The organism is Methylocaldum sp. MU1018, from assembly GCF_053646775.1.
On sequence record NZ_JBSJPA010000006.1, the window covers coordinates 1 to 18,900 of the forward strand.

Genomic DNA, 18,900 nt, shown 5'->3' on the forward strand with positions numbered 1-18,900 from the left:
ATGAGCAAGCACGCCAAACAGGCCACCAAGCGCCACAGCAGCAAGGAACAGGCGACTGGAAAACAAGGGTCCCTGTTTGGCCCTATTACGTCTTCCCGGCTAGACGATTTAGACAATCCGGTGCTAGGCGTTCAGATTGAAATGTCTGCCGAAGATGCTGCCGCGATGGGAGCGTTCGTTGAGGATGCGTTGAGTGAACAGGACGCGATAGAAAGCTACGAGATGCCGGTCGAGCACGATCCTTTCGCCCCCCCGGAAGGGTGGTCGAACGATGCCGAGCGGCGGCTTGCCTATTTGCGCGGAGCGCACCGCATTTTGTCCGAGCAGATTGTGGCAGCTAACCGTGAACTAGCGAGGTTGGCCGTACATAATCACCTCGATAGCGAGGAAGCGGCCGCCTTGCGCGAGCGGGTAGTCGCTTTGCAGGCGCAGCGCACCGGGATCGACGTAGACATCGAAGCCGAAATCAAAACACTGAAGGCCTTGCAGCGCAAGCCAGAAGCTCAGGTAGGCAGCGGCGACAATAAAGCGGGCCTGCTGCGCGTGCGTCACCCTAACCGCGATTTCTTCCTTGCTGACCTATTCGACTACGCGCTCAAAGATGACGGCGCTAGTATGGAGGCGCCGATATTCACGCTTTCCACCAAGCCAGACTTGTCTATTTGGCAGTGGACCAGCAAGGACGGCTCGAAGTCAATTAAAGTTGCGCCCAGCGTGCTGGGGCGTGCAACACAGTTCGACAAGGACGTACTCATCTATGTTATTTCCCAGCTCACCGAGGCCTTGAACCGTGGGCGCGATGACACCCGGTACAGGACAGTACGATTCACAGTCTATGACTTTTTGGTGACTACAAATCGCGGCGTAAGTGGCGACGATTACAAGCGGCTGCAAGAGGCCTTTGAGCGGCTAGCGGGTACGCGCATTACCACCGACATCAAAACCGGCGGCCAGCGCATCAAGCAGGGCTTCGGCATTATCGACACATGGCAGATCATCGAAAAGTCACCCACTGACGAGCGCATGATTGCCGTAGAGATCACACTTTCTAAGTGGCTCTACAATGCCGTACAGGCCTTCGAAGTGCTCACAATCCATCCGGACTATTTCAGGCTGCGCAAGCCGCTGGCGCGGCGGCTATATGAGTTAGCCCGCAAGCATTGCGGCCATCAGGCCCAATGGACGATTAGCTTGCCGCTGCTCCACGAAAAAAGCGGCAGCAAGGCTGCACTCAAGGAGTTCCACGAAGCCACTAAGGCCATTGCAGCATCCGACCATCTGCCCGAGTACCGCATGAGCCTATCCACAGCGGGGCGGCTAGCCGACGTTAAGGTCACGTTTTACACCATCGACACAAAACGCCTGGTGCGCAGCATCACCAAGACGTAAGCTGCGCTATCGTGGTTTCACCCACCGCTTCCGCCAAAGTTGTGGTTTCACCCACCTTTTTCTGTGGATAGACACGTGGTTTCACCCACCTTTTCCTATGAATAGACACGTGGTTTCACCCACCGCACTATCGTGGTTTCACCCACCTAATGCTTTTGTAACTGCTTGTCATGTAATAATTTTTAGACACTTTCCGCAGGCGTAACGCGCGCGCGCGATTTTTAACTTATAAAAACTTTAACGTTCTCCGAGTCGCAACACTTGTGGACAACCAAAACGCCACAGCGATATTCGGTCGAGGCGCCTGAAGGGTTCCCCCTCCACCTGTCCGCAAAGAGTCCCCATCCTTCTCTCTTGGCGCTGCTAAACCTCAAAATCGAATCCTTCCAAACTCAGAAAAGGAGTCGGGCGCAGCCCGACAACCATTCCAGGGGCATCAGTGCCCATCTGCACCCGCGTATGGACTATCCATGTCACTCTGCCTCGATATGGGCGGATTAGGGTTACGCCAAAAAAGAGGGGGCTGTTCTGATGTGTTGACTGTTGACAGACCCCCAAACACAGCGCATTCAAACCGCACAGGAGCCGCAGAGAGCGTTAAAAGCGTTCATGGCGAGGCATCCCCATGGGAATAACCCATTTCGCACCGTATAACGGCTCTCAGATGGACTAGGAAACGGTGTAGGGGGCGATATTTTCCACCTACTGGGGAAGCACTCACACCACTACATAAGTTTATTTATTAGTTAGTTAGTTTGTTAATTCATTTATTCCTTGATATAATAGGCGCACAGTCAATCAAGAGGAGCTTAACCGTGCGCCCAGCCGAATTTACCCCCGAAGAGATCATCGCGGCCGGCGAAGCCTTGCAGTCGACAGGCCGCAACGTCACCGGCTTTGCCTTACGTCAGAAGGTCGGCGGCGGGAATCCGAACCGCCTGAAACAGGTGTGGGACGAGCACGTGGCGAAGCAGGCCGTCACCCAAGCCGAGCCGGTCGCCGAGCTGCCCGTCGAGGTCGCCGAGGAACTGGCCGCTGTCACCAAAGCGCTAACCGAGCGTCTAGCTGCTCTGGCAGTTGAGTTGAACGACAAGGCCGTAAAGGCCTCCGAAAGACGGGTGACCGATGTAGTTCGAGCTGCCGGCGAGCAACGCGAGCAGGCCGAGCGCGAGTTAGCGGACGCGGCGCAGACCGTTGATGATCTGGAGGTCAAACTAGACGAAACAAAAGCCGAGCTTTCTGCTTTGACGCAGCGTCTTGCCGAATCGCAGGCCCAGGCTCACGCGCAGGCCGTGGAGATCGCGCAGCTACGGGAACGGCTGACGGCCTCTGAGAAATCGGCACGAGACGCTAGCGACCAGCACGCCGCAGAACTCCGGCGACTGACGGCCGCATTTGAGGTTGAGCGCTCCGCTCGGGTCGATGCGGAAACCGAAGCCAAACGGCAAACGGAACGTGCGATCCGCGCCACCGCTGAACGCGATGCGGCGAGCGCCGAGGTGGACCGCTTACGAGAAGCACTGACGGTAGAACAGGAGGCGCATGGTCAGGCCACTCGGCAGATTGAGCGTTTGACCGCCGACTTAGAGACCTGCCGGCGTGATAATAAGTCCTTGCAGGATAATGTTGATGAGCTAGACCGGAAAAAGGAAGAATCCAAACAGGAATATAAACGACAGTTTCAACGGTTTACCGAACAGGTCGAGGCCGCAAAGGAGAAACAGGCTGCGGCAGAACAACGCATTGGCCAATTAGAAGTTGAAAACGGTCGTTTAACCGAGCGCTCAGCGGCGGACAAGGAGCACATTGCTGAGTTAGTCTCGCAAGTGCAGCGTTTACAAGACGAGTTGGTAGGGATGGCCAAGAAAACCAGGCCAAAAACGCAGGATTGAGTTCTTTAATTTAACCTGAGATATCTCATGGAACGTCAGATTTATATCGGTCCACCCTATCTAGGCGAGCTGCGCGAGGTGAATGTTGTAACGAGCAATCTAGCTTACTGGAACCGAGTCTGTGAACCCATGAAATGGACAAAACCGCGTTTCACCATTACTAACCTAATCCGTCTGCGCTGGCATCGGGACACCCGCTACTACATGGTATTCTTGACCAAGGACCTCTTTGGAAGCTGGGTAATTACGCGGGCATGGGGTCGCAGAGACTCACCTATTGGTAGAGTTAAGCTGGACCTCTGCAACTCGTTTGCGGAAGGGTATAAAGACCTGAAGGCGATTACTGCAAGGCGAAAGGCCCGCAAATATGAGGTAGTTAAAAACGTCTAAAAACCCGGCTGCTGGGTGCGAGCCGGGTGTGTACCGCGTTGTCGTAAGATCAGGCGCAAGCGCGTTTTAAGACAACAGCGCGGTTACTTGAAGCCTAGGCCAGATTCGGCAGGTTGCAAGTTGATGAGCGAGATCGCGCGGAGAGTCTCAGCCAGAGGGAAGAAATTGGGTGAAGTACTCACCCTGTAGGGCGGTAAGCCGCGCCGGTATTGGCTTCCAGCCGATCCCAAGGCGCCGAAGAAGGTGCTTTTGGGGGAGAACTCCACTTTACCAAGTCTGGCATGGCTGCGGGCCGTGCCTGACTTCTTCAGGCCTCTAAGCGTGAGTACTTCACCCGGTATCGCAGGCCCCAATGATAGGAGCGGCACGGAGAGCTTTCGTAGTTCCTTTAAAACCGCCCCTCGTTTTTTGGCGTCAAAGGCGTCCTCGCCTTTCCGGGTGAAGTACTCACGCTTTCACACTACCGGCATCCCCAATCCACGCATAGCCGATCAGCCTTCGTTCGGCAGCCAGTCGGGATCGAGGATGTCGGTGATAGTCCACGGGCAAACTTCAGGCAGATTGTCTAATTCCACCTCGGCTAGGACGGCGATGATTGCATCGGCCCACACCCCATCCAGCCACTCCGGATCATCGAACAGGTGCCTGAGGCTCGGCGATTCCTTTACAGGGTAGGCGACTGCTTTGCGTTGCGCAGACATGGCTAGCCGCCAGGACTTGGTCCGGCGCTCGGGCTGGTGCAACCATCTAAGCAGGTGCGCCAGAAGAATGGCCAAGCGGCGTTCCAATTCACGCTGCTCGCTTTTCGCCACGTCCTCGATTTCATCGGCAAGGTGTTCGATGTCCAGGGCGTCGAAGCGCCGTTCCCGCAGCCATTGGGCCTGCTCCCATGCCCAGGCGGCAACATCGGTTTCATAAGCGATTCCGGCCATTGGTTAGGTTCTCCGCGAATGGATGATTTGGAAAGCTTATCAAACCCGTGTCCGGTGTGCCCTATACGGAGGGCGGCTCACGAGTTCGATTTCCAGCAGGTTTAATACGCGAGTTGGATGAGGCTTGAGGAAATCCGTATTTTCGCGGACGCGAAAATCGTGAGAGTGAGGGATAGGCAGTTCGGCCAAAGCCAAACAAGGCCAGGCAGGCCTGGCCCGCCGCAATCGCCGTTAACGGTCAGTTCAAGTTAGAGGAGAAGGCACCGGGTGAAGTACTCACGCCTAGATGAAGGAGTGGCGGGCATAGCCCGACCACCATTCCGGCCCTATAAAGAGGCGGCTCTTACCCCAAAATGCCTCTATTTCTACACCTTGGGAGCGGCTGGACGCCAAGGCCGGCGCGGCTTACCGCCCTACAGGGTGAGTACTTCACCCGGTATTGCAGGCTACCGCTGACCTGTGTTTGTCACCGGTTTTAATATGAAAAGACTATTGAAAACGGACGAGTTTGGGTTGTGGCGGAAGGAAGTCCATATTTTTTCGTGCCCACGAAAATGTGGATCCATGACCGGCATCCGAACCTCAAGACCCGGCCAAGAGTGGCCGGGGCGTGATGGGCGCTATACGTTTCACTAACGGGCGCCGCTCGGGGACTCAACAGCCAAGCCCGGGTAATAGGGGGCCGAGCTTAATAGATTGCCGGCTCAGTGACCGTGAATGTGGTTCCGGCCCACTTCAGTTTCAGTCTGCTAGAAATAGGCGCTGCCGGGCGTGTCCAGTATCATCCGCACATCCAATGCACCCGGTCCCACTGGTCCCATAAATACCCCTGTCCGGATAAAATCGGTATGGTCGGGGCTGGGCAGGAACATCCTCCTGTTCTCGGATTTGCCCAAATGCAGACCCCAGTCGTCCTATATGTCTGGAAACCGCCGCTTGGTTGCGCTGCTGCCGCTGTCCATACGCCGGATTTACACGACAGCAGCGCGCCCGCCGCATCTCTCGCGACAAGCCCATTCGGGCTGCATCCCCCTCCTGCCGCCGCTACACCATTCACCTGAAAGGTGTTTGCGGCGTTGTTCCCATAGGTCACCTGGTTGTCCGCAGCGACATAATTCAGCCGGTTTATGCCCCTTGGCTGCATGTAGTACCCATTGTTCCAGCGGTCGTAGTAAATATCGGCCTGTGTCGCGCCGTACGTATAGTTGTTGTCCTGAATCGTGTAGTTCGTTCGACTGGTTCCGTTCGGATCGACGTAGTAGCCGGTGTTATTGCTGTCGTACACGATTTGAGTTCTCACCGATCCGGAAGACGCTTCGCCCGGATTGGACGTATTGCCGCTTTGGTCAACGCTCCAGGTTGCTGCTGTCCATGAGCTGTTGATGGTCCTCAGCGTTCCGTTTAGGTTCTCAAACCATGCGACTTGGCCGTTCGCACCGATGGTTTTAATTAACCCCCCTTCTCCGGCCTGATTGCTCAATTGCACATTCCCGGAGCCCGCCGTAACCGTTTGCGATGCCGTTACCGTGGTACCGTTGACCTGATTTGCGTTACTCAGGTTTTGGCCGTTCATATCCAGCGTCGTGAACATTTGATTCACTTCCGGATGTCCCGGTACTGAATGCCGGCGTAGATAGTCTGGTATTAGCTGGCCATTGCTGAAATACAGCAATCCGGCCAAATGCCCAGCGCCCGGTTTCGTGTTATACGTCAATGGCATCGACCACCCGCCAAACGCGCCTTGTGCCGTTGTGGGACTCGCGCTAGGCGTATACCCACCGCCTGCTCCCACTTTGGCTGCGATACGCGGCGCTTGAGCCTGCGGAATTGTCGTTCCGCCCATCGACAATACCACCGCTTGCAGATTTCCGGCGCTGGGCTCCAGGACTTCAACTTGTAGTGTTTGCCCGTACGGATTCATCCCTGAAAACGTTGCCGACAAATAACCGGTTGCGGTCAACATAGCCGTCGTAATGACAGCCGGAACGGTTGGTGTCGCCGCAGCTTGAACCGCTGCCCAATTGTCTTGAATGTACCGAGTGGCCGCATCCGACACTTGCTTGAAATGCTGAGCGGTGACGGTATCCCGTGTTTGTTTTTGAGCATCCCCGGCCATGCGGGCATAGCCCGCGAAGATGATTGTTCCAACCGCCAAGGCTCCGAGCACTTCGAGCAGTCCGAATCCTCTTTGTCTTTTCATGGCGTAAATCTCTTTTTATTTATTGATGATGGCGAGAATGGCTCCCGCAGGCACATAGCCAGGTGCAGCCGAGATCATCCCGCCTTGCCTTTTATGCATAAAACCGGTTCCGGCGCCGGCGCTTGAGCCAGTCGGGAACGCCTAATTTGACCGCTACCATGGTAGTGGCCAGTATTGAAATCATCAGGATCAGGAAGGTCAGCCGGTCGGCGAGAGTGCCCGTGTCCGCATCAAAAAGCCCAAGTAGAGCGTGACTCAATTGATTGGCCAAAAACAACAGAGCTACCGCCGCCGGCACTATGATGAGTAGATCGCACGGCAAATCCGATTCGGATTCTTCCTCGTCGGTCGATTTCGGTGAAAATCCCTGAAAGGTTCGACGGTAGAATTTCGCCCGGACCTGATGCCGCGCGGGCCAAAAACTCCAAAACGCCCACCACGCCAACATAACGCCAAGGATTAATGAGAGGCCGATAACGGCTGGCCAGCCTAAACGCTGGGCAAGCTCCGGAAACACCAGCGCTTGAATTAATGGGAGAACGAAACTCATTGCGACGGCCCCCAGGATTGTCATGAGCGTGGTCCGGTGGTATTTGATCCCGGCCCCGCAGTACGGGCACCAGTTTGAGCCGAATACGACTGCGTTACGGCAACAGCCGCACGTTATGGTCTCGGGCGGTAGCAATTCAATTTTGCGGTGCATAGTCGTCTCCATTCTTGTTGGTTTAAAACTCATCATGCCCGGCTTGGATATTCACCGAAGCCCCATGTGCTTTTTCCGCTTGCGCAAACTCCTGTAATCCTCCCCTCACGTGTTCGGCCACGGATGCCCCGAATCGCGAGGTATCGGACTGATCCGGTCCCGCTCCGCCGATCGATCCGCCCTGTCCGCCGTCGCTAGAATCCTGAGCGGTTTTCGCGCCCGCGAAATTATCCGGGCCAGATGGGGTCGCCTCAGAAAACGGAAAATAAAGCACGCTAAGCCGGTTGCAGCGGTCGTAGCGGCCTGAACTTGCCCGCGCCGATCTTGGCGCTGCTGCGCCAGAGGTAATCGCCGGTGAGGTTGATGTGCTCCCAACCGAGCGGCGACAGGTACTGCAACAGCGCGTCATCAACGGCATGGCCGTTGCCACGCAGCGCGTGCGCAGCCCGTTCCAGATAGACCGTGTTCCACAACACGACGGCAGCCGTTACCAGATTGAGGCCGCTAGCCCGGTAGCGCTGCTGCTCGAAACTGCGGTCGCGGATTTCACCCAGGCGGTTGAAAAACACTGCCCTGGCCAGCGCATTGCGCGCCTCGCCCTTGTTCAGGCCGGCATGCACGCGGCGGCGCAGTTCCACGCTTTGCAGCCAGTCCAGGATGAACAGCGTGCGCTCGATGCGGCCCAGCTCGCGGAGCGCCACGGCCAGGCCGTTCTGGCGTGGGTAGCTGCCGAGCTTTCGGAGCATCAGGGAGGCCGTCACCGTGCCCTGCTTGATCGAGGTGGCCAGCCGCAGGATTTCGTCCCAATGGGCGCGGACGTGCTTGATGTTGAGCGTGCCGCCGATCATGGGTTTCAGCGCGTCATAGGCGGCGTCGCCCTTCGGGATGTAGAGCTTGGTGTCGCCCAGGTCGCGGATGCGCGGCGCGAAGCGGAAGCCCAGGAGGTGCATCAGGGCGAAGACGTGATCGGTGAAGCCCGCCGTGTCGGTGTAATGCTCCTCGATCCGCAAGTCGGACTCGTGGTACAGCAGGCCGTCGAGCACGTAGGTCGAATCGCGCACGCCGACGTTCACGACCTTGGTGTGAAATGGCGCGTACTGGTCAGAAATGTGGGTGTAGAACGTCCGCCCTGGGCTGCTCCCGTATTTCGGGTTGATGTGGCCGGTGCTCTCGGCCTTGCTGCCGGTGCGGAAGTTCTGGCCGTCCGACGATGAGGTGGTGCCGTCGCCCCAGTGCTCGGCGAAGGGATGGCGGAACTGTGCGTTGACCAGATCGGCCAGCGCCGCCCCGTAGGTTTCGTCGCGGATGTGCCAGGCTTGCAGCCAAGCCAGCTTGGCGTAGGTCGTGCCGGGGCAAGACTCCGCCATCTTGGTCAGGCCCAGGTTGATCGCGTCGGCGAGGATCGTGGTCAGCAACAGGTTCTTGTCTTTGGCCGGGTCGCCCGATTTCAGATGCGCGAAATGCCGAGTGAAGCCCGTCCATTCGTCCACCTCCAGCAGCAGTTCGGTGATCTTGACGTGCGGCAGGATCATTGCCGTCTGGTCGATCAGCGCTTGGGCGGTGTCGGGTACCGCCGCGTCGAGCGGCGTGATCTTCAAGCCTGACTCGGTGATGATGGCGTCCGGCAGCTCGTTGGCCGTCGCCATACGGTTGACGGTGGCAAGCTGTGTTTCCAGCAGCGTCAGCCGGTCGTTCAGGTACCGGTTGCAGTCGGTGGCCACGGCCAGCGGCAATTCGCTGGCCTGCTTGAGGCTGGCGAATTTCGCGGGCGGCACCAGGTAGTCCTCGAAGTCCTTGAACTGGCGCGACCCCTGCACCCAGATGTCGCCGGAACGCAACGCGTTCTTCATCTCCGACAGCGCGCACAGTTCGTAGTAGCGCCGGTCGATGCCGGTGTCGGTCATGACCAGCTTCTGCCAGCGCGGCTTGATGAACTCGGTCGGCGCGTCGGCGGGCACCTTGCGGGCGTTGTCGCTGTTCATGCCGCGCAGCACCTCGATGGCGTCGAGCACGTCCTTCGCGGCGGGAGCGGCCCGCAGCTTGAGCACGGCAAGGAATTCCGGCGCGTAGCGGCGCAGCGTGGCGTAGCTTTCGCCGATGCGGTGCAGGAAATCGAAGTCCTCGGGCTGCGCAAGCTTCTGCGCTTCGGTGACGCTCTCGGCGAAGGCATCCCAGGACATGACGGCCTCGATGGCGGCGAACGGATCGCGGCCCGCCTGCTTGGCCTCGATCAGCGCCTGGCCGATGCGGCCGAACAGCCGCACCTTGGCGTTGATCGCCTTGCCGGACGCCTGGAATTGCTGCTGATGCTTGTTCTTGGCGGCGTTGAACAGCTTGCCCAGGATGCGGTCGTGCAGGTCGATGATTTCGTCGGTGACGGTGGCCATGCCCTCGATGGCAAGCGCCACCAGGGTGGCATAGCGTCGCTGCGCCTCGAACTTGGCCAGGTCGGCGGGCGTCATCTGGCCACCCTCACGGGCGATCTTGAGCAGGCGGTTCTGGTGCACCGACCGCTCGATGCCAGAAGGCAGGTCGAGCGCCTGCCACGCTTTGAGGCGTTCGATGTGTTCCAGCATGTGCCGCGAATTCGGTTTGACGGGCGATTGGCGCAGCCAGGCCAGCCAGGTCGTTTTGCCGTTGTCCCGACGCTTGAGCAGATCGTCGAGGCGGCGGCGATGCGCGTCCGACAGCGGTTCGGCCAAGGCATCGTAGATGCGCCGGTTGGCGCGGGTGATTGCTTCGGCGCTCGCCCGCTCGACGGCGTTGAGGGCAGGCAGAATGACCGACTGCTGCCGCAGGTGCTCGATCAAGGTGCTGGCCAGCACGATGCCCTTGTCGGTCTGCAAGGCCATCTCGGTCAGCAACTGGACGGCCTGCCGGTAGTGGCCCATGGTAAAGGGCTGGAAGCCGAACACCGTTTGCAGTTCGACCAGGTGCTCGCGCCGGGTCTGCTCCCGCTGCCCGTATTCGTCCCAGCTTTCGACGCTGACCTTGAGCTGGTCGGCGACCAGTTTCAACAAGGGCGGAAACGGCGGCTCATCGACGCCCAGGATGACACCAGGAAAGCGCAGGTAACAGAGCTGCACGGCGAAGCCCAGCCGGTTGGCCGGGCCGCGCCGCTGCCGGATGATGGAGAGGTCGGTTTCGCTGAACGTGTAGTGACGGATCAACTCATCCTTGGTGTCCGGCAACGCCAGCAGGCTTTCGCGCTCGGCGGCGGACAGGATTGAACGACGTGGCATATTTACTGATCCGTTCTCAAGTATTGATACAGGGTTTCGCGACTGATTCCGAATTCACGAGCCAGCTTGGTCTTTTGCTCGCCAGCCTCGACACGTTGGCGCAGTTCGGCAATACGCTCAGACGACAGGGATTTCTTCCTGCCACGGTAGGCCCCGCGCTGCTTGGCGAGCGCGATGCCCTCGCGCTGCCGCTCGCGGATCAAGGCGCGTTCGAACTCGGCGAACGCGCCCATTACCGACAGCATCAGGTTCGCCATCGGCGAGTCCTCGCCGGTGAAGGTCAAATGCTCCTTAAGGAACTCGATGCGTACGCCGCGCTGGGTGAGGCCCTGCACCAGGCGGCGCAGGTCGTCGAGGTTGCGCGCCAGACGATCCATGCTGTGCACCACGACCGTGTCGCCTTCGCGCACGAAGGCGAGCAGCCGTTCCAGTTCGGGCCGCCGTGTGTCCTTGCCCGACGCCTTGTCGGTGAACACTTTATCCACCTGGATCTGTTCGAGCTGCCGTTCTGGGTTCTGGTCGAAGCTGCTGACGCGGACGTAACCGATGCGCTGACCGTGCAAGGTATCCTCCTGAGGGAAATGTGTCAGGAAGAAATCTATGACCCTTGACGGCGTATGTCAATCAATTCGGAAGGCAACTCTATTCTGACGATTTAGCGCCGGATGGTCTGACGCCAAGTTAGGGTATGCCTCAATCTGACGGTAGCGAGTCGCAGGCGTTCGGATCGGCATCGGTTTCGTTCCCTGTCTTGGCACGCGCTTCGAAGCGTTGATAACACTCCAACCCGCAGAAGTGCTCGACGTATTCCGCGCCTTCCGGGGTGAAGGCGGCATCGAGCGGGATTTCCTTGCAGCACACGCAGCAACTGGTGGTGGTCGAGTCACTTGCATTCATGGTGGCACCCCTCCATTGACTGACGAAGACGGCGAATGCCGCCGCCGGCATTGGCTTCGCGAACAGGAAGCCTTGTCCTGTGTCGCAGTCCGCTTGTCGCAATAGATCAAGACTCGCCGATGTTTCCACGCCTTCAGCCACCACATCCATGCCCAGCCCGTGCGCAAGCTGAATCACGGTGTGCACGATGGTTTGGTCGCGGCGGTCGTTGGCGAGCCCGGCGACAAACGATTGGTCGATCTTGAGCGTGCTGATTGGGCAGCACTTCAGATGTTGCAGACAGGAATACCCCGTCCCGAAGTCATCGGCGGCGAAGCGCACACCGATCTGCCGCAAGGCGTCCAGGGCGGGGAAGATCGCCGGATCACCAAACGCGACCGATTCGGTCAGCTCGATTTCGAGATACTCGGCGGGCAACTCGGCATCAGCCAGCACGCCCTTTACCCACCCGTCGAAGTCCGGTCCCACTTGGCTCGCCGAAACATTGACGGCCAGCCGGAACGGTCGCCATGCCAGCATTCGCCAGTCACGCATCTGGCGGCAGGCTTCGCCCAGCACCCAAGCGCCGATTTCAGGCATCAGGCCGGACGATTCGACCACGGGCAGGAACTGGCCCGGTGGCAATAGTCCAAGCGTCGGATGACGCCAGCGCAACAGGGCTTCCGCGCCGACAATCCCACCACTGCGCAGATCGACGACGGGCTGGTAGTGCAGTTCAAGCTGCCCGCGCTCGACCGCTTGGGCCAGTTCCGGCGTCGTCCATCCATCCGGCCGGAAAGCGCTCATTCTCTTTCCCTGAATGCCCGCAACGCCCGCGACAGGGACAGAAGGAACAGGCCGGTCAAACCGAGCGCCGCGATGACCCAATGCTCGCCGAGGAAAGCACCGGCGGTTGTGCCGGCCAGCACGACAGCGAGGATGGGCAGGTGGCAGGGGCAAGTCAGCACAGCCAGTCCGCCCCACAGGTAGCCGGTGATCGGTTTGTGCGTCTCGGACGGCAAGCGCTCGGGGTTGTTCATGGCAGACTCTCCGCGTGCTGTGCCGGCTCGGTCGGCAGGGTGGCCAACTGCACTTCCAGATCGGCCAACGCTTCGCGCCGACGCTCGACGAACTGACGCAGCAGGGCAAGCTGCGCGGCCGCTTCGTCGCCGTCCGCCGCATCCAGCGCCCGGCACAGCCGCGCCAGCGCGTCGAGGCCGATGCCCGCCTCGAAGGCCGCCCGCACGAAGCACAGCCGTTGCAAGGCGGCGTCATCGAACAAGCCGTAGCCGCCTGGTGTGCACGCCACCGGGCGCAGCAATCCGCGCAGCAGGTAGTCGCGCACGATATGCACGCTCACCCCGGCATCAAGAGCCAGCCGGGACACCGTGTAGGCGTTCATTGAACACCTCCTTTTTCTCACCCGGCGCAGCAGGAAAGCTGCTTCACATCCTTGTTGAAGGTCTGCGCCGCGAGCTTCAACCCCTCGACCATCGTCAGGTAGGGGAACAACTGGTCGGCCAGTTCCTGCACCGTCATGCGGTTGCGAATGGCCAGAGCCGCCGTCTGGATCAGTTCACCCGCTTCCGGCGCGACCGCCTGTACGCCGATCAGCCGATGGCTGCCTTCCTCGATAACCAACTTGATGAAGCCGCGTGTGTCGAAGTTGGCGAGCGCACGCGGCACGTTGTCCAAGGTCAAGGTGCGGCTGTCGGTCTCGATCCCGTCGTGGTGGGCTTCCGCCTCGCTGTAGCCCACGGTCGCCACTTGCGGATCGGTGAACACCACGGCCGGCATTGCGGTCAGGTCGAGCGCCGCATCGCCGCCGGTCATGTTGATCGCGGCACGGGTGCCGGCCGCTGCCGCCACATAGACGAACTGCGGCTGGTCGGTGCAGTCGCCGGCCGCGTAGATGTTCGGGTTGCTCGTGCGCATGCCTTGGTCGATGACGATGGCACCTTGCGCATTGACAGTGACCCCCGCTGCGTCCAGCGCGAGGCTGCGCGTGTTCGGTGTCCGACCGGTGGCAACCAGCAGTTTGTCGGCGCGCAATTCACCGTGCGTGGTGGTCAGCACGAATTCACCGTCCATATGGGCGACCTGGCTGGCTTGCGTGTGCTCCAGCACCTCGATGCCCTCGGCACGGAAAGCGGCTGTCACCGCCTCGCCGATGGCCGGGTCTTCACGGAAGAACAAGGTATTGCGCGCCAGGACCGTGACCTTGCTGCCCAGCCGGGCAAAGGCTTGCGCCAGCTCCAGCGCCACCACCGACGAGCCGATTACGGCAAGGCGTTCGGGAATGGTGTCGCTCGCCAGGGCCTCGGTGGAAGTCCAGTAGGGTGACTCTTTCAAGCCCGGAATCGGCGGGACCGCCGGGCTGGCACCCGTGGCGACCAGGCAGCGGTCGAACATCACGACGCGCTCGCCACCCTCGTTCAAACGGACGGTAAGGCTCTGGTCGTCCTTGAAGCGCGCCTCACCGTGCACAACGGTGATGGCCGGATTACCGCCCAGGATGCCTTCGTACTTGGCGTGCCGCAGTTCGTCGACGCGGGCCTGCTGCTGGGCCAGCAGCTTACTGCGGTCAATCGTAGGCACAGTTGCCGCAATACCGCCATCGAACGGGCTTTCCCGGCGCAGATGGGCGATGTGGGCGGCGCGGATCATGATCTTGGACGGCACACAGCCGACATTGACGCAGGTGCCGCCGATGGTGCCGCGCTCGATCAGCGTGACCTGCGCGCCTTGCTCGACGGCCTTCAGCGCCGCCGCCATCGCGGCTCCACCGCTGCCAATGACCGCTACCTGCACCGGGGGCTCGTTGCCACTGTGCTTTTCGGCGGCGGCCATCCATCCCCGCACCTTGTCGAGCAGTCCGACGCGGTTGTCCGCCAGTGGCGCATCGGCTAGCGTTGCCTTGTAGCCCAGTCCGGCCACGGCGGCAGTCAGCGCGTCCGGCGATGTGCCCGGCACGATGGCGAGTTGCGCTGTGCCCTTCGGATAGGACACCAGCGCCGACTGCACGCCTGGCACTTTTTCCAGCGCTTCCTTGACGTGCGCCGCGCACGAGTCGCAAGTCATGCCGGTGATTTTTAGATGGGTCATGCAACAGATCCTTTATCGTTTGTGGCGCCAGACAATGACGTCCGTTGTGCTGCGGTGCCGTTTTCAGTGACTCACTGCTTGACGCTGGACGGATAGCCCGCGTCTGCGGTTGCCTTGGTCAGCTTCTGCACGCTGGTCTTGGCATCGTCGAAGGTGACGACCGCTTGGCGTGTCTCGAAAGTCACGTCAACTTTGCTGACGCCTTCGACCTTGGAAATCGCCTTCTTGACAGTGATCGGGCAGGCGGAGCAGGTCATGCCCGGTACGGACAGCGTGACGGTCTGGGTGGCGGCCCAGACGGGGGCAACAACGGCGGCGAGGGCGAGGGAGGCAAACAGTTTCTTCATGGTGAACTCCGATCAGTAGAAAAATGGCATGACGTAGGGAAATCCGAGCGCGACCAGAACCAGCGCGGCCACGATCCAGAAAATGAGCTTGTAAGTAGCTCGCACTTGGGGAATCGCGCAGACCTCACCCGGTTTGCAGGCCGCTGCCTGCCGGTAGATGCGCCGCCAGGCGAAGAACAACGCCACCAGCGCCACGCCGATAAAGATGGGGCGATAGGGTTCCAACACCGCCAAGTTGCCGATCCAAGCGCCGCTGAACCCCAAGGCGATCAGAACCAACGGCCCGAGGCAGCAAGCCGAGGCGAGGATGGCGGCAAGCCCTCCAGTGAAGAGCGCGCCGCGCCCGGTTTTTGGTTCAGACATGCGCTTGTCCTTTCGAATTGAAATTGGATAGCGTAACCTTACTTCCGTACTCATGTACGGAGTCAAGCGATATGGAAAACAATTTGGAGAACCTGACCATTGGCGTTTTCGCCAAGGCGGCCGGGGTCAATGTGGAGACCATCCGTTTCTATCAGCGCAAGGGCTTGTTGCTGGAGCCTGACAAGCCCTATGGCAGCATCCGCCGCTATGGCGAGGCGGATGTAACGCGGGTGCGCTTCGTGAAATCAGCCCAGCGGCTGGGCTTCAGCCTGGATGAGATCGCCGAGCTGCTGCGGCTGGAGGATGGCACCCATTGCGAGGAAGCCAGCAGTCTGGCCGAGCACAAGCTCAAGGACGTGCGCGAGAAAATGGCTGACCTGGCGCGCATGGAGGCCGTGCTGTCTGAGTTGGTGTGCGCCTGCCATGCGCGAAGGGGGAACGTTTCCTGCCCGCTGATCGCGTCACTACAGGGTGGAGCAAGCTTGGCAGGTTCGGCTATGCCTTAGCGTGCTTTATTTTCCGTTTTCTGAGACGACCCCCAGATGAGTTGGTATTTGCCGCTGGATCGGGCGTTTTCATCCATGACGGCCGTACATCGTCGTGTCCTGGCGCCCAATTAGAACCGGTGGAGCCGCCAGCGGAACCAAACCCGCCCATTGCTGCTCCCCCTGAAGCCATCCCTCCTTGTCGTCCTAAATCCGTGGCTTCTCGCAATGCGGCCGCCGAATCCAAGGCTCTTTTTATGGGGCCATCCGGCATTCTCGACACGATCTCTTTGAACGCTGACATTACGCCGCCAGCCACGGCGCCAGAGAGAGCGCCGGCTGCCGCCGCCGCGCCAGGAACCAACGCGTCGCCGGCAGATAGTGATGCCGAACCGTTCAAAAGGTCCGCTGCGAGCGTTGGAACCTTCAGGGCCAGGAACCCGATCAGGAATGCGATTGAGACGACGGACAGAAACGGCGTGATGTCATCTGGTTTTGCGGCAGCGACGAGGTCGCCCATCACGCCAGCCATTCCCTTGGCCACGACTATTACGAAATAGATGGCCAGAATTTTGATGCCGATCGGGATTACGGAGGACATCGCTCGTAGTCCGATGTCTCGCGTTGGCTTGAACGGCGTCAGAGCAATCATGAGGGGTGCGACGGCCAGATAAAAATACGTCTGCACCAGGAGAAATATGAATTGGACGGTCAGGATCAGGTATGCGGCTAGAATAACCAGCGCCGAAATCCCCAGTATCAACGCGACGAATGGGCTGAACAGCGTTGTTATCCACGCGCCGCGTGAGAACCTGGAGATTACCTGGTTCATCAAGTCGATCCCCTGCCATAGGATATCGAACGGCCGTACAACATCGAGGCCCGACGCCTGCTCACCTAATGCTTTAAATCCATCGATGCCAACGGATAACCAATCCGAGTTAATTAGATGCCACTGAAACCCCCAGGACACGATATTAACTACGACATATGCCCCTATTTGCATCAACGATAGGTTTTCGCCGATCAGTTTAAACAGGATAGGGATAATGAGCCCGCCTACGATTACGAGGGTAAGGAATATCCAGCGGGCGGCATCCCTAATAGACTCTTCAAATTTGATCGATGCCGCGCGGTATTTCGCAATTATCTGGCCGATATCGTATTCCGAGGGATTTGCGGTATCTGCATAGGCGCTCGATGCCAGCAGAGCCAGGAGAACAATCATGATGAGTGAGCAGGTCTTTGTCATTGTCGCGCCCTCAAAATCCCAAAGCCCCACTTTCACCATCCTTCCGAATCCGCCCGTTGCCTTGGCGTAAGACCTGCTTCAACGCTTCAACCTCAGCCGCTTTTTGTTTTTGCAGCGATTCATCAGTCTGCGAGGACTGAAAAACGAGGTATGTGCCGCTTCCAGTACCGATTAATGCGGCTACTATGATGACGATGATTTTCTTATTCATCTCTTTCTCCACTATCAGAATCCCAAAGCCCCGCTTTCGCCGTCAGCCCGAATCCTGCCATTGCCCTGGTTCAGGACTTTCTTGAGTGCTTCCAAGTCGGCGTCCTGCTTCGCCTGCTGTCCGGCCAGATACCCGGCATAAGCGTTGAACTGTTCCATTTCCAACTGCCGCAGCTTTTGGAGTTGGGCCACTTGCTGAGCGGCAATCGCATTGCCAGCCTGTACGGCTTGCACTGTACCTCCCGCAGTCGATGACAAGTTGTTTAGGGTTTCCATAGTCTCTTGCTCGCTCTCGAAGTCGCTCGCCTGCAAGCCCACGGCTTGCAACGCCGCGCGAATCCCGTCCAAGCTGGATTGGCTCCACACTTTGTATCTGTCAGTGTAATTTCCAGTAATACCCGCGCCGAATCCCGGATATCTCTGCATAAACTCGGAGTCCAGGTTTTGCAGGGTGTACGATAAGGACTGGCCCCGAGAAACCAATCCTTGGAGTTTATAGAGCATTCCTGACACCTTGCTCCACGGTGCCATGACGACATCGCCGAAACTCATCAAATCCCGGAGCTGGTTTTCGACCATCATGATTTGCTGCATGGTCTGCGTAATCTCGTTGTCAAGCATGTCGGCCAGTGTGGAGAGTTGCGCCGCTCCGTTTTCAAAAATTCCGATCAACTCAACGTTGTTCATGATCTGCGTCGGCTCGGAAGCGTAGGCAAAAGCCTTAACCTCTGAGGAAAAGACCAGTGAGCCGGCTAAAATGATTTTCGCGCCCGCGAAAATTATGCGCTTCGGTTTTAATCTGTTGTTGCTCATAATTTGATTAGGTTGCCTGGTTATTGGTTATCAATTTTTTAAATACCCTAATACAAATACTAGTATGTCGCCGAGTATTTTCAATGTATTATGGTCCCCGCAATAGCATTGCGATGACCATAAGAAATCCGCCAACTCCGCTCCCGATCAGGCCATAGGTGAACACTTCCCACTTGCTGGAGGCTGTAATGCCATCAGCCCTTTCCTTGGCATCGTTAATTGATCGGATTAACACGTTGTATTCCGATTTTGAGCTATTTATTTTTGCTTGCAACGCATCGCCATCCGCATTTATCGCTGCAATTTTCACGGATAACTGTTCATCGAGCGTTTTACCGATATAGTCGGCTAACTCCCGCGCTGCTCGCGTTGCTGTTTCTGTTACCGCATCCGCCGCCACTTTTTTTAGGTCGAGTTTGGCAGATTCCACCTCCAGCCGGGTTTTTTCCCTGATATACTCACCCACATCCTTTCGTATGGCGTCAATCCGACTTTCAATCTCATTAACTTTGGCGATATTCGCGCCGGTTTGTAGCTCGATTTCCCGCGTCGCCTGCTGTATTTCAGCAATCGCCTGCTTAACATAGCCGTCCAATACGCTAGGCATGTTCTGGCGCAGAGCCTTAATTTCATCATGCAGTAATCCAACATCCCCTAATAGTTCGGCGGTCAGCGCTTCCAGGGCGGTGCTTTGGGCCATG

19 protein-coding genes are annotated in these 18,900 nt (G+C 58.6%); 4 read left to right on the plus strand and 15 right to left on the minus strand.

The window, feature by feature from the left end; all coding sequences use genetic code 11:
- The 3 genes from ACWJKU_RS19735 to ACWJKU_RS19745 form a co-directional block, all read left to right on the plus strand.
- Positions 1-1,389: replication initiator protein A (locus ACWJKU_RS19735; protein WP_454148404.1), on the plus strand; the 1,389-nt coding region annotated here is incomplete at its 5' end.
- Positions 1,390-2,204: 815 nt separating this feature from the next.
- Positions 2,205-3,281 (plus strand): DNA-binding protein, encoded by a 1,077-nt coding sequence (locus ACWJKU_RS19740; RefSeq protein ID WP_454148406.1) that lies wholly within the window; start codon positions 2,205-2,207, stop codon positions 3,279-3,281.
- 129 nt (positions 3,282-3,410) lie between these two features.
- Complete coding sequence (locus ACWJKU_RS19745; RefSeq protein ID WP_454148416.1) at positions 3,411-3,671, plus strand: WGR domain-containing protein; 261 nt, start codon at positions 3,411-3,413, stop codon at positions 3,669-3,671.
- Positions 3,672-4,162: 491 nt separating this feature from the next.
- Here ACWJKU_RS19745 and ACWJKU_RS19750 read toward each other — a convergent pair whose 3' ends face one another.
- The 11 genes from ACWJKU_RS19750 to merT form a co-directional block, all read right to left on the minus strand.
- Entirely contained in the window at positions 4,163-4,603 is a 441-nt protein-coding gene (locus tag ACWJKU_RS19750) for a DUF29 domain-containing protein (RefSeq protein WP_454148408.1), read from the minus strand.
- Between the two features lie 781 nt (positions 4,604-5,384).
- Complete coding sequence (gene pilV, locus ACWJKU_RS19755; protein WP_454148410.1) at positions 5,385-6,803, minus strand: shufflon system plasmid conjugative transfer pilus tip adhesin PilV; 1,419 nt, start codon at positions 6,801-6,803, stop codon at positions 5,385-5,387.
- A 91-nt stretch (positions 6,804-6,894) separates the two neighbouring features.
- Positions 6,895-7,506, minus strand: a complete 612-nt coding sequence (locus ACWJKU_RS19760) for a hypothetical protein (RefSeq protein WP_454148412.1) — start codon at positions 7,504-7,506, stop codon at positions 6,895-6,897.
- A gap of 275 nt (positions 7,507-7,781) precedes the next feature.
- A complete protein-coding gene (locus ACWJKU_RS19765; RefSeq protein ID WP_001138070.1) occupies positions 7,782-10,748 on the minus strand; it encodes a Tn3 family transposase in 2,967 nt (988 codons plus the stop codon).
- Positions 10,749-10,750: 2 nt separating this feature from the next.
- Positions 10,751-11,311 (minus strand): recombinase family protein, encoded by a 561-nt coding sequence (locus ACWJKU_RS19770; protein ID WP_003124096.1) that lies wholly within the window; start codon positions 11,309-11,311, stop codon positions 10,751-10,753.
- Positions 11,312-11,441: 130 nt separating this feature from the next.
- Entirely contained in the window at positions 11,442-12,431 is a 990-nt protein-coding gene (locus ACWJKU_RS19775) for a DUF3330 domain-containing protein (RefSeq protein ID WP_003132006.1), read from the minus strand.
- Positions 12,428-12,664, minus strand: a complete 237-nt coding sequence (gene merE / locus ACWJKU_RS19780) for a broad-spectrum mercury transporter MerE (protein WP_003132004.1) — start codon at positions 12,662-12,664, stop codon at positions 12,428-12,430. Before merE ends, ACWJKU_RS19775 begins: the two co-directional genes overlap by 4 nt.
- Complete coding sequence (gene merD / locus ACWJKU_RS19785; protein ID WP_000995360.1) at positions 12,661-13,026, minus strand: mercury resistance co-regulator MerD; 366 nt, start codon at positions 13,024-13,026, stop codon at positions 12,661-12,663. Before merD ends, merE begins: the two co-directional genes overlap by 4 nt.
- 17 nt (positions 13,027-13,043) lie before the next feature.
- The gene (gene merA / locus ACWJKU_RS19790) at positions 13,044-14,729 is read right to left on the minus strand and encodes a mercury(II) reductase (protein WP_003156770.1); all 1,686 of its coding nucleotides are present in this window, start codon (positions 14,727-14,729) and stop codon (positions 13,044-13,046) included.
- A 71-nt stretch (positions 14,730-14,800) separates the two neighbouring features.
- Positions 14,801-15,076 carry a mercury resistance system periplasmic binding protein MerP gene (merP, locus tag ACWJKU_RS19795; protein ID WP_003131987.1) on the minus strand — a complete coding sequence of 92 codons (276 nt, stop codon included), beginning with the start codon at positions 15,074-15,076 and terminating at the stop codon, positions 14,801-14,803.
- A gap of 12 nt (positions 15,077-15,088) precedes the next feature.
- Positions 15,089-15,439, minus strand: coding sequence for a mercuric ion transporter MerT (gene merT / locus ACWJKU_RS19800; protein ID WP_003131974.1), 351 nt, complete (start codon positions 15,437-15,439; stop codon positions 15,089-15,091).
- A 71-nt stretch (positions 15,440-15,510) separates the two neighbouring features.
- On the opposite strand from merT, the gene ACWJKU_RS19805 reads away from it, so the two are divergent.
- Positions 15,511-15,945: a mercury resistance transcriptional regulator MerR gene (locus ACWJKU_RS19805; RefSeq protein WP_003131969.1), complete on the plus strand. Its 435-nt coding sequence runs from the start codon at positions 15,511-15,513 to the stop codon at positions 15,943-15,945.
- On the opposite strand, the gene ACWJKU_RS19810 is transcribed toward ACWJKU_RS19805, so the two are convergent.
- From ACWJKU_RS19810 to ACWJKU_RS19825, 4 genes are all read right to left on the minus strand, one after another.
- Entirely contained in the window at positions 15,935-17,215 is a 1,281-nt protein-coding gene (locus tag ACWJKU_RS19810; protein WP_454148516.1) for a type IV secretion system protein, read from the minus strand. The genes ACWJKU_RS19805 and ACWJKU_RS19810 overlap by 11 nt on opposite strands.
- Positions 17,187-17,387: a hypothetical protein gene (locus tag ACWJKU_RS19815; RefSeq protein WP_454148369.1), complete on the minus strand. Its 201-nt coding sequence runs from the start codon at positions 17,385-17,387 to the stop codon at positions 17,187-17,189. The genes ACWJKU_RS19810 and ACWJKU_RS19815 overlap by 29 nt, the downstream gene beginning before the upstream one ends.
- 14 nt (positions 17,388-17,401) lie before the next feature.
- Entirely contained in the window at positions 17,402-18,199 is a 798-nt protein-coding gene (gene trbJ / locus ACWJKU_RS19820) for a P-type conjugative transfer protein TrbJ (RefSeq protein ID WP_454148371.1), read from the minus strand.
- Positions 18,200-18,287: 88 nt separating this feature from the next.
- Positions 18,288-18,899, minus strand: coding sequence for a hypothetical protein (locus ACWJKU_RS19825; RefSeq protein WP_454148373.1), 612 nt, complete (start codon positions 18,897-18,899; stop codon positions 18,288-18,290).
- Between the last annotated feature and the right edge of the window lies 1 nt (position 18,900).